Origin of the sequence: Geobacillus zalihae (genome assembly GCF_030414215.1) — a bacterium.
GTDB lineage: Bacteria > Bacillota > Bacilli > Bacillales > Anoxybacillaceae > Geobacillus > Geobacillus zalihae.
On the sequence record NZ_CP129217.1, the window covers coordinates 697617 to 710261 of the forward strand.

Sequence of the window (12645 nt, forward strand, 5' to 3'; positions counted from 1 at the left end):
GAGATGTGATGGATCTTGCGGCGATCGGTGTGTTTATAGTGGCAGCCACGGCGCTGCTCATCGTCCCCGGACCGGCAGTATTGTACATCATGGCTAGGAGCATGAGCCAAGGAACGAAAGCAGGGGTTGTACCGGTGCTCGGCGTAGCTTTTGGGGGCGCTGTCCATGTTATCCTTGGAGCCGTGGGCGTTTCCGCGATTTTGATGACATCGGCGGCTGCCTTTACGATGATCAAATATTTAGGAGCCGTTTATCTTATCTATTTGGGAGGCAAAACGTTATTTTTTGCTTCCACCAAGGATGAGGAAATCCCGAACACGAAGGCCAAGGAGAAAACATTGGCGCAAGTGTTTTACGAATCTCTATTTGTCGAAGTGACCAATCCAAAAACAGCGCTCTTTTTTCTTGCCTTTTTTCCCCAATTTATTTCGCCTTCTGCTGGATCGGTGGCTGGTCAATTTTTGCTTTTGGGGGAGATATTTGTTGTTCTCGCCTTGCTGAATGACAGCTTGTATGCCATGTTGGCCGCGGGCATCCGAAAACGGCTGGCTGCCAAGAAAGGAAGTGTGAAGGTGATGAACCGGGTGGCGGGCTGTTGTTATATCTTGTTAGGACTATTCTCCGCATTGGCGAACCCTTCGAAACCGTAAGGAAATGGAGGAGTGAATGATGACACGTTTTGTTGTTGAAGACGATGTTTGGGCCATATTTCCCCATGCCAAAATCGGTGTGGTCGTTGCCCAAGGGATTGACAACAGCATCAAGAATGCCAGTGTTTACGAACAAATGCTGCGGGAGGCGGAGAAAGAGGCACGGAAATTCCTAGAGTTTGAAGAGTTGAGCCGCAACCCCGTCATCAGTGTTTGGCGAGAGGCATTTCGACGATTCAGAACAAAAAAAGGGGCGCGTTGTTCGGTTGAAGCGCTGTTGAAAAGAGTGAAAAACGGCCATCACATTCCAACGATCAACCCGCTTGTGGATATCTATAACTGTATTTCATTGCGCTACGGGCTTCCATGTGGTGGAGAGGATATCGACACATTTGTCGGCGACATCCGGCTGGCGCTGGCGGATGGCAATGAACCATTCATCCCGTTGGGAGGAGAGGAAAACGACCCACCGTATGAAGGGGAAATCGTGTATAAAGATGACATGGGAGTCATATGCCGCTGCTGGAATTGGCGGGAAGCCCAACGGACGATGCTCACCGAACAGACGAAGCGCGCCTTTCTTTGCATGGAATCAATAGATGACACAAGGCATGAAGCGCTTCATCAAGCGTTAGAGGAACTGGCCTGTTTAATACAACGCCATCTTGGCGGTACAGTGAAGAAGCACCTATTGGATGCTCGTCATTCGGAAATACCGATAATAGATTAAGGATCGCTTCAGCCGCTTTGCTCTGGTTGCTTCTGCATCGGCCGCCCCGGCGGGGAAGGGGAGGCGATGCGCCTTGTGAGGCCGATTGTCGGAGCGGCGCTGGTGATCACTGTTGCCGATGTTCTGGTCGGAAGAATGGTTGGCGTCTGATGATGGTTGTCTGTTTAACATTTATCGCTTTTGCCGGTCATTGCACCCGGCTGTCGGGTGACCGAACAACGCTGTTTCCAGGTTGTTGTTCGGTCTTCCGTCAAAGATATGTGAAACGATTTCGTTGCATCTATATATGCAGCCACTCTTTCACAAAATCAGGAAGTGATTCGCGCCAACAGTCGCGCCACCATAATCGAAGTTTTTTAGTGCTCCATCCGATTTCGGTTGTGCGGAGCGAATGAATGCGCCAATACATCGGCCCGCGGAGAAATACACTTTTCCAAGCAGCCGCTTCCAATTGCTTGGATGATAAAACGGCTGGATGCGAATCACTTTCTGTGAAGACAACGGTTTTGGAAGAATGTTCATTGATGCCAGCGATCCAGGATTGAGATACACTCGCTCCCCTGGAAACGACAGTTTCTACGTTTTTCCTATGTTGACGGTATAGTCGGCATGAGGGGAGAACAAGTGAAACAGATGGAATAGCTGCAAAATATCCGGGGCTGTATGCATTTGGATGTCAACGCACTGATCCAATGGATATCGCTTCACCTCAACGGAAGAGATGAGATAGAGCGCATGGTCGTGTTGGTCATAAAACAGGCGGAGCGAACGAAAAAGCGCCATCCGTTTGAAAAGTCCCGCCGCCATCGATAAAAAGCCGTATAAGAGAAACAGCTCCACAACGGGAGATGGAGAGCCAATCCAAAAATACGGAATGGCGATGCCGATGAATAAGGCCGAGAAGCCGATATCAAGCAACGCTCGCGTTTTTTCGCGCGGAACAAGAATTTTCTTTTGCTCCTTTCGCTTGCAGTTCGGCCATGATGTCATATGTTGGCACGCGGTTTCGTTTTGGCAGCGGGATGACTTCACAACTGAGCCAAAACGCGCCGAACATCGCAACAGACTGCAGCAATCCGCCTTGAACAAAACCGCACCATGCCCAAACCGCTCCAATCAATGCAGCGAATAGCCGGACGTATAAGGCTGCGTTCCATCTTTCCAATTTTTTGGACGCCCATTGAAGGGAAAAGCCGAGAAGAAACGAAACAACCATCCCCCAATCAGACACACTTGCTTCCTCCCCTATAAACATCACTCTTCTATATGATGAAAAAACAGGCAGCGCGCTTCTGCCTGTTTCAGCGGTAGTTCACAAACTGCACGTCAATCGGCAAATCGGCTTCGCGAATGGCGGCGATCACCTTTTGCAAGTCGTCTTTGCTTTTTCCGCTGATGCGGATTTGGTCGTCTTGCACTTGGCTTTTCACTTTCAAGCCGGTGTTTTTGATGATCGTGTTGATCTTTTTCGCATTCTCTTTGTCGATCCCTTGGACGAGCTTGGCGCGCTGGCGCACCGTGCCGCCTGCGGCCGGCTCGATTTTGCCGTATTGGATGTTTTTCGTCGCCACTCCGCGCTTAATGAGCTTGCCGATGAGCACATCTTTCAGCTGCTCAAGCTTAAACTCGTCGTCGGAGATGAGAACGAGTTCGTCTTTCTCGAGCGAAATGTCGCTTTTGCTTCCTTTGAAGTCATAGCGCGTCTTGATTTCTTTCATGGCGATGTTGATGGCGTTCGCCACTTCCGCCAAATCGACTTTCGATACGATATCGAACGAACTTTCTTTGGACATAAGCAACCTCCCGGGCGTGTGATGTACTTTCATTATAGAAAATGATGGGTGGGAAGGCAACTATAAGCAAGGGAGAAGGCAGACTCCCCTTTAAGCAGAAGTTCGAAGCAATGGGCGGTTTTACTTATGTGTCGGATGAAGCAGTATATCTGAGTTATGGTCTTTTTCGTTATAAAAATCAATGTCATAATTTTTTCCCTTGTTTCATAAATATGATGACAACAGAGCCAATCGGCTCAACATTGAGCATGTCCTGTATACAGTCGACGAAAATGAAGGTGGTTAACGTTGAAACAGCAAATAGTGAAAAAAGAAACGTTGAAAAAGCAAGTGTATGAATATTTACGTGAGGAAATTATTACAGGAGGATTTGCCCCAGGGGAAAGACTCGTAGAGGAAAAAATAGCGAAACAAATTCAAGTAAGCCGAAGTCCTATTCGCGAAGCGATCCGCATGCTCGAAAAAGAGGGGCTTGTCACCGTGAATAAGGGGGGAGGGGTGGCGGTATTCAGCCCTGATATTGAAAACTTCCAGTATCTTTATGAATGCAGGGTGGTGCTTGAACCACTTGCCGCCTACTATGCTGCACAGAGAATAACGAAAAACCAAATTGAAGATCTTAGGAGACAGCTCATTGGCATAGATGCACAACCGTTGGGGCTAAAAGAAATTCTCGAGATGAATACAAAATTCCATGAGGGGATCGTAGAAGCTAGTCGAAATCCGTTTTTAATTAGGATGATCGAACAAATCCGCGGCATAAACAGTTTGTACAGAGTTGCTATCTTAAAACAAAATATGTTGCGGATGAAATCAGCTATTCAAGAACATATTCAAATATTCGAAGCCATTGAAAGAGGAGATGCAGACAAAGCAAGGGAATGCATGGAAAAACATATTGAAAGCGATTACAAGTATTATATAAGCATTTACCAAGGGAGGAAGTGAAAAAAGGGTGTCCAAGACATTGCCTCTAGAAGGCATAACAGTATTGGAAATGGGGAATTTTGTAGCGGCGCCGTTTGCGGGGAAAATCATGGCTGAATTTGGCGCAGAAGTGATTAAAGTTGAAGAACCGGTATCGGGAGATCCGCTGAGAAGCTGGCGGATTATGTACGGCCACTCTTCGATTTGGTGGTATGTACAAGCCAGAAATAAAAAATCGATTACAGTGAATTTAAGGAAAACGGAAGGCCAACAGATCATTAGAGAGCTCATCCCGAAAGTTGATGTCGTGCTGGAAAACTTTAAACCGGGAACGCTCGAAAAATGGGGGTTGGGTTATGAAGAGTTAAAGAAAATAAACCCGTCTATCATTATGACAAGGATATCCGGGTATGGCCAAACTGGACCTTACCGGGATAAGGCCGGATTTGGAAGTGTGGCTGAGGCGATAGGAGGATTGCGATATTTGACGGGTTATCCAGACCGTCCCCCGGTAAGGGTGGGAATCGCGATTGGAGACCTCGTTGCAGGGTTGTATGCCGTGATCGGAACGTTAATGGCGTTGCGTGTCAGACAAGAAGATAAAGAAAGAAAAGGTCAGCTGATTGATGTCGCCCTTTACGAATCAGTGTTCAGTCTATTGGAAGGCGCATTGCCAGAGTATGTGTTAAGCGGTGTTGTAAGGGAGAGGACGGGCAGCACTCTCCCGGGTGTGGCGCCATCGAATACGTATGAATGCAAAGATGGAAAGCATGTTGTTATCGGGGGAAACAGCGATAATATATTCCAGCGTCTCATGAAAACAATTGGGCGTCGTGACCTTGCTGATCATCCTCAATACGCTAACAACCAAGGAAGAGCAGAACATGCTGAGTTGATTGATCAAGCAATAGAAGCATGGACGAAACAGCACACGTTGGAAGAAGTGCTAAACGCCCTCGATGAAGCATCCGTTCCGGCAGGACCTATTTATAGTATTCGAGATATTGTGAATGATATTCAGTATAAAGAGAGAGGCATGTTATTGCCGGTAAAACTAGAGGACGGGACGGAGTGCCTGTTCCCCGGCATTGTTCCAAAATTGTCTGACACTCCAGGGCAAATGAAGTGGGTCGGACCGAAGCTGGGAGAGCACAATGAAGAAGTGTATGTAAGGATGCTCGGTTATTCTCATGACCAACTCACACAATTGAAAAAGGAAGGGGTGATTTAAATTTGGCGGACGTCCAGATTATTGATGTAAGTCCTAGGGACGGATTGCAAAACGAACCGGCTATCGTTCCCACTGAGAAAAAGAAAAGGCTGATTGAAATGCTTGTTGACTCCAATGTGAAGAAAATTGAAGCCACCTCTTTTGTTCATCCCCGAAAAGTTCCGCAAATGGCCGATGCTGAGCAAGTCATAAAGCAATGTGAAACGTTTGGTGAAATTGAGTTTGTGGCATTGATTCCAAATCAAAAAGGATTCGAGCGGGCGAAACAAACAAACGTGTCTGAGGTGAACTGGGTAACAGCCGCCACCGAAACATTCAATTGCAAAAACATTGGGATGAGCATCGACGAAAATTTCGGGCAGTTCAAAACGATTGTTCAAGAAAGCAAGGCATTGAATATAAAAATCTGTTTTTCCATAGCGGTAAGTTTTGGTTGTCCTTATGAGGGAGAAGTAGCTCCAGCAAAAGTTATATCCTTGGTGGAACGCGCGGCGGAAGTCGGGGTTGATCGGATTGGGATCGCCGATACGATTGGAATCGCAACTCCTAAACAAGTTAAACAACTGCTCGCTGAAGTGATGCAGGTGGTGCCATCCATTCCTATTGCGATTCATCTCCATGATACAAGGGGGCTGGGATTGGCCAATGCTTATGCGGCATTGGAAGCGGGTGTGAACATATTTGAAACGTCTGTCAGCGGCATAGGGGGATGTCCTTTCGCCCCAGGAGCGGCGGGCAATTTAGCAACCGAAGATTTGGTTTATATGCTTGAACGAATGGGGGTTAGAACAGACATTGATTTTGAAAAATTGCTGGCGGCGGCTGACTTCGCTGCTAGTCTTACATCCAATCAACCATTAGGGAGAATAAGACAAGTAGAAAAAAGGGGGAAGTGCAAGTGAGAAAACGAGCGTTGTTTGTGGGAGCTTTATTGACTGCTTCCATTCTGTTAAGCGCATGCGGCAAAAGTTCTTCCACAGCGGAACCACAACCGAATAAAGGTGAGGAAAATGGATATGAACCTGTCACCATCAGGCTGGCTTACAATCTTCCGCAAGATCATCATATTTCCATTGGCGTCGAAAATTTCGCCAAAACGGTGACAGAAAAATCAGGAGGCAAGGTGAAGATTCAAGTATATCCTGCTGGGCAATTGTTGAGTGATAAAGAGATGAACCAAGCCATACTAACCGGCGGGGTGGAGATGGGGGTCAACTCCTCAACACTGTGGGCTTCTACAGTTCCAGCAATGGGGATTTTTGATGTCCCGTACGCTTTTCCTAACCATGAAACAGCTGGCAAAGCGCTGTCTGGAGAGTTGAGAGAAAAGTTGAACAAGGCGATGGAGGAAAAAGGGGGTAAAAGTTCTCATGTATGCCGATTATGGCTATGCACAATTTGCCAACAACGTCAGACCGCTTAAGTCACCTGAAGACTTTAAAGGATTGAAAATACGCAGCATTGGCGACATTCCATCGGAAATGATCAAAGCTTATGGGGCATCGCCGGTATTTTTGGGAGCAGGGGAAGTCTATACAGCGCTGCAAAGAAAAACAATTGATGGAGCGACATCAGGGACGACAGCGATGCTTCAACGGCATTACGATGAGGTCGCTAAGTATTTAACGATAAACAATTATTCCTACTTGGAGTTCATCCTTGCGGTCAATAAAAACTTTTGGGATCGGCTTCCTGAAAAAACGAAACATCTCTTAACGGAGACTGCACAGCAAACGGAGCAATGGATTAGGGCGAAAGCGAAAGAGGAAGATGAACGAACGGCCAAAGAATTAGCAGAAAAAGGGATGGAAGTGTACGTTGTTCCCGAATCGGATCTTCCAAAATGGAAAAAGGCCGCCCAACCAGCAAGGGAAGTGTATATCGAGCGAGCTGGGGATTTAGGCAAAGAGTTGCTCGATATAGTGGAAAACATCCAGTGAGTAGGGAAGACGGGGAGGGAAGGCTCCCTCCCTTATTGGTTAAGGAGGTCAAGGATGAGGAGGTTATATCATTTCTTAGATCGTTTGATCCAAGCAGGCGGGGCGATAGCGGGAATATTGATCATATTAACCACAGGCATGACAACGTTTGACGTTATCGCTAGGTCGGTGTTTAACCGTCCGACTACTTGGGCTACGGAATTATGCATATACGCCATTATTGGGAGCTGTTTTCTCGGTTCTGCCTATACGTTGAGAACATATTCCCATATTACAGTTGATTTACTAATCAATCTTGTGCCGAGCAAGGTGCAAAAAATATTGGCGTATGCCTCGAATGTATGTGGATTCATTTTCAGTCTTATTTTTACGATTTACAGTGTCGAACATGTTGTCAACACATATCAACTAGGGACAACTTCATCATCATTATTGAGGATTCCTATGTATCTTCCAGAAATGTTTCTCCCGATTGGCGGTTTACTTCTTTGTATTGCTTTTATATTGCAAATCGTAGACGGAGAAGCGCAAAAGGGGGATGGGCATTTATGAATGCGGCGTTTTTCCTTGGTGGAATGGCTGTACTGCTATTGATCGGACTGCCTGTCGCGTTTGCGCTCGGCTTATTGGCAGTTGGCGGCATGTATCTGTTCAATGGCGGGACGTTTTCTTTTTCACAAATTCCGATCATTTCTTACAAATCATTGGATGATTTTACATTGACCGCCTTGCCGATGTACGTTTTGATGAGCCAAGTTTTAGTAGTGAGCGGCGTTGGGCGCGATTTATATGAAATGGCAAGTAAATGGTTTCGGCATCTTCCTGGAGGACTAGCAATTGCCACATTGTTCTGCTGTGCTATTTTTGCGGCGATTTCCGGTTCGAGTGTTGCCACTGCTGTGACTGTTGGGGCGGTCGCGCTTCCGGAAATGACGAAGCGGGGATATGATAAAAGAACAGTTCTTGGCCTGTTGGCTGCCGGGGGAACATTAGGCATTCTCATTCCTCCAAGCGTGCCGATGATTATATACGGTTCCGTGACAGGAGAATCGATTGGGAAACTGTTTGTTGCCGGAATTATCCCAGGAATATTATTAACGATAATATTCATGATCTATGCTTCATGGAAGACGTGCCACATAAAGGAAAAGCCAGCGACATGGGTAGAGAGATTCGAAGCGTCGAAAAAGGCCATATGGGGACTTATACTGCCCATCATTGTCATAGGAGGAATCTATACAGGAATCTTTACCCCTACGGAAGCTGCTGCCATTGGGGCTATGGCCAGTATTTTGATTTCCATTTTCGTATATAAAAACTTCACGACTTCTAATATTAAAACAATTGTCTTATCAACTGTCAAAACGAATGCAATGATTTTAATGATTATTGTCGGAGCTATGCTTCTTGGGTACATCATGACTATATTGCAAATTCCGCAGACCATTACGCAATTTGCCACTTCACAACAAGTATCTCCTTGGGCCATTTTCGTTTTAGTGAATATTGTGCTGCTTATTTTAGGCTGTTTTCTTGAAACTATATCAATCCTTGTGATTACACTGCCTATTTTGTATCCTATCATCACAGCTTTAGGGTTTGACCCCATTTGGTTTGCGGTCGTTATGGTCGTCAATATGGAATTAGCCCTTATTACACCGCCGGTAGGGCTGAACTTGTTTGTTTTGAAAGGACTGGACAAAACGAATACGATTGCCGAGATCGTAAAAGGCGTAGTGCCTTACGCTCTCATTATGATGCTGTTTATCGTTGTGCTGGCCATTTTTCCGGAATTGACAACGATCCTGATAGACCGTGTGAAATAGGCAAAATAGCTGAAGCTGCCTACATTTAAAGATAGGCAGCTTTTGTTGTGATTTATAAATGATCCGTCTTCTTCGAATACGCGAATTTCCCGGCTTCGCGGTTTTTCTCGCGCATCATGTTTTTCTCATGGCGCTTCGCTTGGTTGTCGCGCGCTTTTTTGTCGTTGTCGCTCGTGTTTGGCATCGGTAGCCCTCCCTTGTTTCGATCGTCCATCATTAGTATGCGGCAAATGGAAATAAACTATATGGAAATAGGGGAAGGTAGTTTATGGAAAGATAAATGGAGAATTTTTCTTCACAAATGGTTCGCCACAGAGTATAATTAAGTGCAAAAATAGAGATAAATGTTTGTAATAAGGTAAATATAGGTGTTTAACGATCATTTTTTAATAAAAATGTTCATAAAGGGCAATAGAAAATGAAACGAAACCCGTTTGTCCCCTTCAAGCTTCCGCTTAGCGAAGATGTCGTGAATCAAATGCGTTTTCTTTTTTGTCAGCGATGTGCTGGAACGGGATAAGCACAAGTATTACCGCTACTTGAATGATACCCGCTACACAGGAGACTGGACGCAATGGATTCAATTTTTCCTGCAATGTGTCCATTTGCAGGCGAAACAAAATGTTCGATTGATTCAAAAAGTAAACGATTTGTATGAAGAAGAGTTGGAAAAGGCAAGCGCGCTTGTGAACCGCCATCATATTCGAACCGTTGTCAATGTCATGTTCCAGCACCCGATTTTTACCGCGAACATGATGGCGGAGTTGACCGGTTTGCCGGAAGCAACGGTTCGGCGCTATTTGAATCGGTTTGAGGAGCAGAAGCTCATTTTTTCGGATGGCCGGATGCGGTCCAAAACGTACTACTACTACAACCTTCTTGATCAACTTCGGTGATGAAAACAGGCGCCTGTGTTGGGCAGGCGCCTTTGTTTTGTCCGGCGGAAAAGGCGTCAGATCTCAATATATTTGTTCAGAAAAAAGAGGGCAATCGTCCCCGGTCCGGCGTGGGCGCCGATGGCGCTGCCGATGTCGGAGAGGAAAAAGCGCGTGCAGCCGTGTGTTTCTTCGATCATCCGCTTCAGCTCAAGCGCCGTTTCTTCATCATCCGCGTGGCTGATGCCGATCGTTTGCTTTTGCAGGTCATCGCCGCGCTCGCCCATCAACTCGACCATTCGTTTCAACACTTTTTTCCGCCCGCGCAGCTTCTCAAGCGGGATAAGCGCGCCGTCTTCGACATGGAGAAGCGGCTTGATGTTGAGCAAGCCTCCGAAGGCCGCGGCGGTTTTGCTGATGCGGCCGCCGCGCGCGAGGTAGTCCAAGTTGTCAACGGTGAAAATGTGCTCCATATGGCGGCAGTACGATTCGATCGTTTCACAAAGCAAGTTGTACGGTGTGTTTTGTTTCGCCAGCTCGACTGCCTTCATGACGGCGAGCCCTTGGCCAAGAGAGGCGCATTTCGAGTCGATGATTGTCAGGCGAAATTCTGGATATTCATCAAGCAGCTCGCTGCGCACCGCTATCGCTGTCTGGTATGTACCGGATAATTTCGATGAAAAGGCGATGTAAAGGCATGGCCGGTTTTCTTTGGCGTATGGCAAAAACAGCTCCTTCATCGCCAGCGGGCTTGGCTGTGCCGTTTTCACCGTATGCCCCTGGCGCATGGCGTCATATACTTGCTTCGGCTCGATTGTGATGCCGTCTTCGTAATCTTGGCCGTTCCAATGAACGACAAGCGGCAAAAAGGCGATTTGATGCTCGCGAATGTACGATTGAGGCAAATCCGCGCCGCTGTCGGTGATGATTTGAATGGACATCTTTCGTCCTCCTCTTTTCTCCTTTCGTGTTCCCCACGGCTCTATCAGATGAACGAACCGTTTCCGCAGGTGAACGGCGATTCATGTTTCTATGTTCAGTGTAGCGGTTTTCAGCTCAGAATACAACGGAAAATCGGGGACGAGAGAAAAAAGAGCTGCGGGAAGCCCGCAGCTGTTATTGAGTGAGCTCATCAAGCTCGGCTTGAAATTGACGCAACTGCGCTTTTTCCGCCGTGTTGGAATGCGCATAGGCAGATGACAAGGCGTTTTTGGCGATGGCAATGGCGCGGTCGACGCTCATGTCGATCTCGCCGCTTTTGGCTTGTTTCGCCTGCGCGACCGCTTTGCGCGCCTCTTGGAACAGGCGGTTGCCCATCGCTACGCTCCTCCAAGCGACGTTTCCATCGCTTTTTCCGCTTTGCGCGCTTCCGCCTCGGCGTACGTCAGGTGATAAGGGATTCGCTTGTCATGCCGTTCGACTGCATCGACGCTTTGCTGGACGAAACGCTTCGATTTGTTTCGTTTGCCCATGACCGATTCCCCCTTTAAAAAGTTGAAGACGCGCGTTGCGTCACGTATAGTGTAACCGCACGGGGGGAACAGTAGTAAGGAAATTCGTTACAACACAAGTCGCTCTACAAAACGGCAAGGCGGTTGGAGCAAGGTGAAAAGAGGAGCATCAGCCAGCGTTTAGATTGTAGGAAGCAGATAAGGCTGGCGATAGAGCGAGGAAAACGCTCCGGCAAAGCGTTCGCCAACGGAGCAGCATCGAAACGGTTCTTTTTTGGAGAAACGCGCTTTTTCGTCCACCCTTAATGGATGGCGCCAAAAAAAGGCGGCTCGGAAGCCGCAACGATGGAAACTACAAACGAAGCAAATCCTGCAAGTATACACCGACGCCGTCTTCTTCATTGGTTTTTGCCACATCGTCGGCAATAGTTTTCAACGGTTCGATGGCGTTGCCCATCGCAACACCGAGACCGGCCCAATCGATCATTTCGAGGTCGTTGTCTTCATCGCCAAAAGCGATGACGCGCTCCTTTGGGATGCCGAAGTAGTTGGCGACTTGTTTTAAGCCCGCGGCCTTATGGACGCCATGGCGGATGATTTCAATGACATGCCACGGTTCGCTCCAACGCCGTTGGTGGATGACGTTGGCGTACACATTCGCTAAGTGTGATTGAATCCGCTCGATATGATCATCGTCTGTGTACACGAGCACGCTCGTCGGATCTTTGCCGAGCGAGCGGCGCAAATCACCGATTTCCACGGTCGGGTTGCCGAGGCGGACGATGTCAAGCAAGACGTCGTCATGTTCGTGAAAATAGACGTCATCCATTACTTCGGCCAAAATGTTTTTGATCTGGTACGTTTCCCCGAGCTCGACAATGTCTTTGACGACGGTAAGCGGCAACGGGGAATGGCGCACGCCCCATGACGGTTGGCGCGGGTGATGGACAAACGCGCCGTTGAAATTGACGATCGGCGTTGTAAGCCCGAGTTCCTCGTAATACATACGGCTTGCCCGGTACGGGCGGCCGGTGGCGATGACAACAAAATGGCCAGCGTCGATGGCGCGGCGGATGACGTCTTTGGTAAATGGAGAAATCGTTTTATCCTCTTTGAGCAACGTTCCATCCAAATCCAACGCGATTAAATACGGCTTCATGTCCGACTCCTTTGCCCTCGTTATTCTTTACACTACATAGTGTAACTCTTTTCCAAAATCGCT

The 12645-nt window shown here is 47.5% G+C and carries 17 protein-coding genes; 10 read left to right on the forward strand and 7 right to left on the reverse strand.

Going from position 1 to position 12645, the window contains the following annotated elements:
* Positions 1 to 8 precede the first annotated feature (8 nt).
* Positions 9 to 650 (forward strand): LysE family translocator, encoded by a 642-nt coding sequence (locus QWV57_RS03570; protein WP_033005411.1) that lies wholly within the window; start codon positions 9 to 11, stop codon positions 648 to 650.
* A gap of 19 nt (positions 651 to 669) precedes the next feature.
* Positions 670 to 1380 (forward strand): B3/B4 domain-containing protein, encoded by a 711-nt coding sequence (locus tag QWV57_RS03575; RefSeq protein WP_060787862.1) that lies wholly within the window; start codon positions 670 to 672, stop codon positions 1378 to 1380.
* A gap of 576 nt (positions 1381 to 1956) precedes the next feature.
* Here QWV57_RS03575 and QWV57_RS03580 read toward each other — a convergent pair.
* Together QWV57_RS03580 and QWV57_RS03585 are read right to left on the reverse strand one after the other, a co-directional pair.
* Complete coding sequence (locus tag QWV57_RS03580) at positions 1957 to 2370, reverse strand: hypothetical protein (RefSeq protein ID WP_041470411.1); 414 nt, start codon at positions 2368 to 2370, stop codon at positions 1957 to 1959.
* A 311-nt stretch (positions 2371 to 2681) separates the two neighbouring features.
* Positions 2682 to 3173 carry a YajQ family cyclic di-GMP-binding protein gene (locus QWV57_RS03585; RefSeq protein ID WP_033005418.1) on the reverse strand — a complete coding sequence of 164 codons (492 nt, stop codon included), beginning with the start codon at positions 3171 to 3173 and terminating at the stop codon, positions 2682 to 2684.
* A gap of 288 nt (positions 3174 to 3461) precedes the next feature.
* Here QWV57_RS03585 and QWV57_RS03590 point away from each other — a divergent pair, with 288 nt between their 5' ends.
* From QWV57_RS03590 to QWV57_RS03620, 7 genes are read left to right on the forward strand one after another with little or no spacing between them, the layout of a single operon-like run.
* Positions 3462 to 4121: a GntR family transcriptional regulator gene (locus QWV57_RS03590; protein ID WP_015374093.1), complete on the forward strand. Its 660-nt coding sequence runs from the start codon at positions 3462 to 3464 to the stop codon at positions 4119 to 4121.
* A gap of 7 nt (positions 4122 to 4128) precedes the next feature.
* The gene (locus QWV57_RS03595; protein WP_015374094.1) at positions 4129 to 5331 is read left to right on the forward strand and encodes a CaiB/BaiF CoA transferase family protein; all 1203 of its coding nucleotides are present in this window, start codon (positions 4129 to 4131) and stop codon (positions 5329 to 5331) included.
* Between the two features lie 2 nt (positions 5332 to 5333).
* Positions 5334 to 6233, forward strand: a complete 900-nt coding sequence (locus QWV57_RS03600) for a hydroxymethylglutaryl-CoA lyase (protein ID WP_015374095.1) — start codon at positions 5334 to 5336, stop codon at positions 6231 to 6233.
* Entirely contained in the window at positions 6230 to 6754 is a 525-nt protein-coding gene (dctP, locus tag QWV57_RS03605) for a TRAP transporter substrate-binding protein DctP (protein ID WP_301100591.1), read from the forward strand. Before QWV57_RS03600 ends, dctP (QWV57_RS03605) begins: the two co-directional genes overlap by 4 nt.
* The gene (gene dctP, locus QWV57_RS03610; protein ID WP_301100593.1) at positions 6702 to 7271 is read left to right on the forward strand and encodes a TRAP transporter substrate-binding protein DctP; all 570 of its coding nucleotides are present in this window, start codon (positions 6702 to 6704) and stop codon (positions 7269 to 7271) included. The genes dctP (QWV57_RS03605) and dctP (QWV57_RS03610) overlap by 53 nt, the downstream gene beginning before the upstream one ends.
* 54 nt (positions 7272 to 7325) lie before the next feature.
* Complete coding sequence (locus QWV57_RS03615) at positions 7326 to 7823, forward strand: TRAP transporter small permease (protein ID WP_015374098.1); 498 nt, start codon at positions 7326 to 7328, stop codon at positions 7821 to 7823.
* Positions 7820 to 9097 carry a TRAP transporter large permease gene (locus tag QWV57_RS03620; RefSeq protein WP_015374099.1) on the forward strand — a complete coding sequence of 426 codons (1278 nt, stop codon included), beginning with the start codon at positions 7820 to 7822 and terminating at the stop codon, positions 9095 to 9097. The genes QWV57_RS03615 and QWV57_RS03620 overlap by 4 nt, the downstream gene beginning before the upstream one ends.
* 52 nt (positions 9098 to 9149) lie before the next feature.
* Here the strand turns inward: QWV57_RS03620 and QWV57_RS03625 are convergent, their stop codons facing one another.
* Positions 9150 to 9281 (reverse strand): DUF3941 domain-containing protein, encoded by a 132-nt coding sequence (locus QWV57_RS03625; RefSeq protein WP_008879040.1) that lies wholly within the window; start codon positions 9279 to 9281, stop codon positions 9150 to 9152.
* Positions 9282 to 9600: 319 nt separating this feature from the next.
* On the opposite strand from QWV57_RS03625, the gene QWV57_RS03630 reads away from it, so the two are divergent.
* A complete protein-coding gene (locus QWV57_RS03630) occupies positions 9601 to 9993 on the forward strand; it encodes a Fic family protein (protein WP_301100604.1) in 393 nt (130 codons plus the stop codon).
* A 56-nt stretch (positions 9994 to 10049) separates the two neighbouring features.
* Here QWV57_RS03630 and QWV57_RS03635 read toward each other — a convergent pair whose 3' ends face one another.
* The 4 genes from QWV57_RS03635 to QWV57_RS03650 all read right to left on the reverse strand — a co-directional run bounded on the left by QWV57_RS03635 (position 10050) and on the right by QWV57_RS03650 (position 12582).
* Positions 10050 to 10913: a DegV family protein gene (locus QWV57_RS03635; RefSeq protein ID WP_301100606.1), complete on the reverse strand. Its 864-nt coding sequence runs from the start codon at positions 10911 to 10913 to the stop codon at positions 10050 to 10052.
* A gap of 175 nt (positions 10914 to 11088) precedes the next feature.
* Positions 11089 to 11289 carry a DUF3813 domain-containing protein gene (locus QWV57_RS03640; RefSeq protein ID WP_060787865.1) on the reverse strand — a complete coding sequence of 67 codons (201 nt, stop codon included), beginning with the start codon at positions 11287 to 11289 and terminating at the stop codon, positions 11089 to 11091.
* 2 nt (positions 11290 to 11291) lie between these two features.
* Positions 11292 to 11444 (reverse strand): hypothetical protein, encoded by a 153-nt coding sequence (locus QWV57_RS03645; protein WP_011230248.1) that lies wholly within the window; start codon positions 11442 to 11444, stop codon positions 11292 to 11294.
* Positions 11445 to 11775: 331 nt separating this feature from the next.
* Positions 11776 to 12582: a Cof-type HAD-IIB family hydrolase gene (locus QWV57_RS03650; protein WP_301100611.1), complete on the reverse strand. Its 807-nt coding sequence runs from the start codon at positions 12580 to 12582 to the stop codon at positions 11776 to 11778.
* Positions 12583 to 12645 lie beyond the last annotated feature (63 nt).

Excerpts from the sequence above, each read along its gene's own strand:
- QWV57_RS03570 (WP_033005411.1), top strand. The coding sequence starts at position 9 with ATGGATCTTGCGGCGATCGGTGTGTTTATAGTGGCAGCCACGGCGCTG.
- QWV57_RS03575 (WP_060787862.1), top strand. The coding sequence starts at position 670 with ATGACACGTTTTGTTGTTGAAGACGATGTTTGGGCCATATTTCCCCAT.
- QWV57_RS03580 (WP_041470411.1), bottom strand. The coding sequence starts at position 2,370 with ATGACATCATGGCCGAACTGCAAGCGAAAGGAGCAAAAGAAAATTCTT.
- QWV57_RS03585 (WP_033005418.1), bottom strand. The coding sequence starts at position 3,173 with ATGTCCAAAGAAAGTTCGTTCGATATCGTATCGAAAGTCGATTTGGCG.
- dctP (WP_301100593.1), top strand. The coding sequence starts at position 6,702 with ATGTATGCCGATTATGGCTATGCACAATTTGCCAACAACGTCAGACCG.
- QWV57_RS03615 (WP_015374098.1), top strand. The coding sequence starts at position 7,326 with ATGAGGAGGTTATATCATTTCTTAGATCGTTTGATCCAAGCAGGCGGG.
- QWV57_RS03620 (WP_015374099.1), top strand. The coding sequence starts at position 7,820 with ATGAATGCGGCGTTTTTCCTTGGTGGAATGGCTGTACTGCTATTGATC.
- QWV57_RS03625 (WP_008879040.1), bottom strand. The coding sequence starts at position 9,281 with ATGCCAAACACGAGCGACAACGACAAAAAAGCGCGCGACAACCAAGCG.
- QWV57_RS03635 (WP_301100606.1), bottom strand. The coding sequence starts at position 10,913 with ATGTCCATTCAAATCATCACCGACAGCGGCGCGGATTTGCCTCAATCG.
- QWV57_RS03640 (WP_060787865.1), bottom strand. The coding sequence starts at position 11,289 with ATGGGCAACCGCCTGTTCCAAGAGGCGCGCAAAGCGGTCGCGCAGGCG.
- QWV57_RS03645 (WP_011230248.1), bottom strand. The coding sequence starts at position 11,444 with ATGGGCAAACGAAACAAATCGAAGCGTTTCGTCCAGCAAAGCGTCGAT.
- QWV57_RS03650 (WP_301100611.1), bottom strand. The coding sequence starts at position 12,582 with ATGAAGCCGTATTTAATCGCGTTGGATTTGGATGGAACGTTGCTCAAA.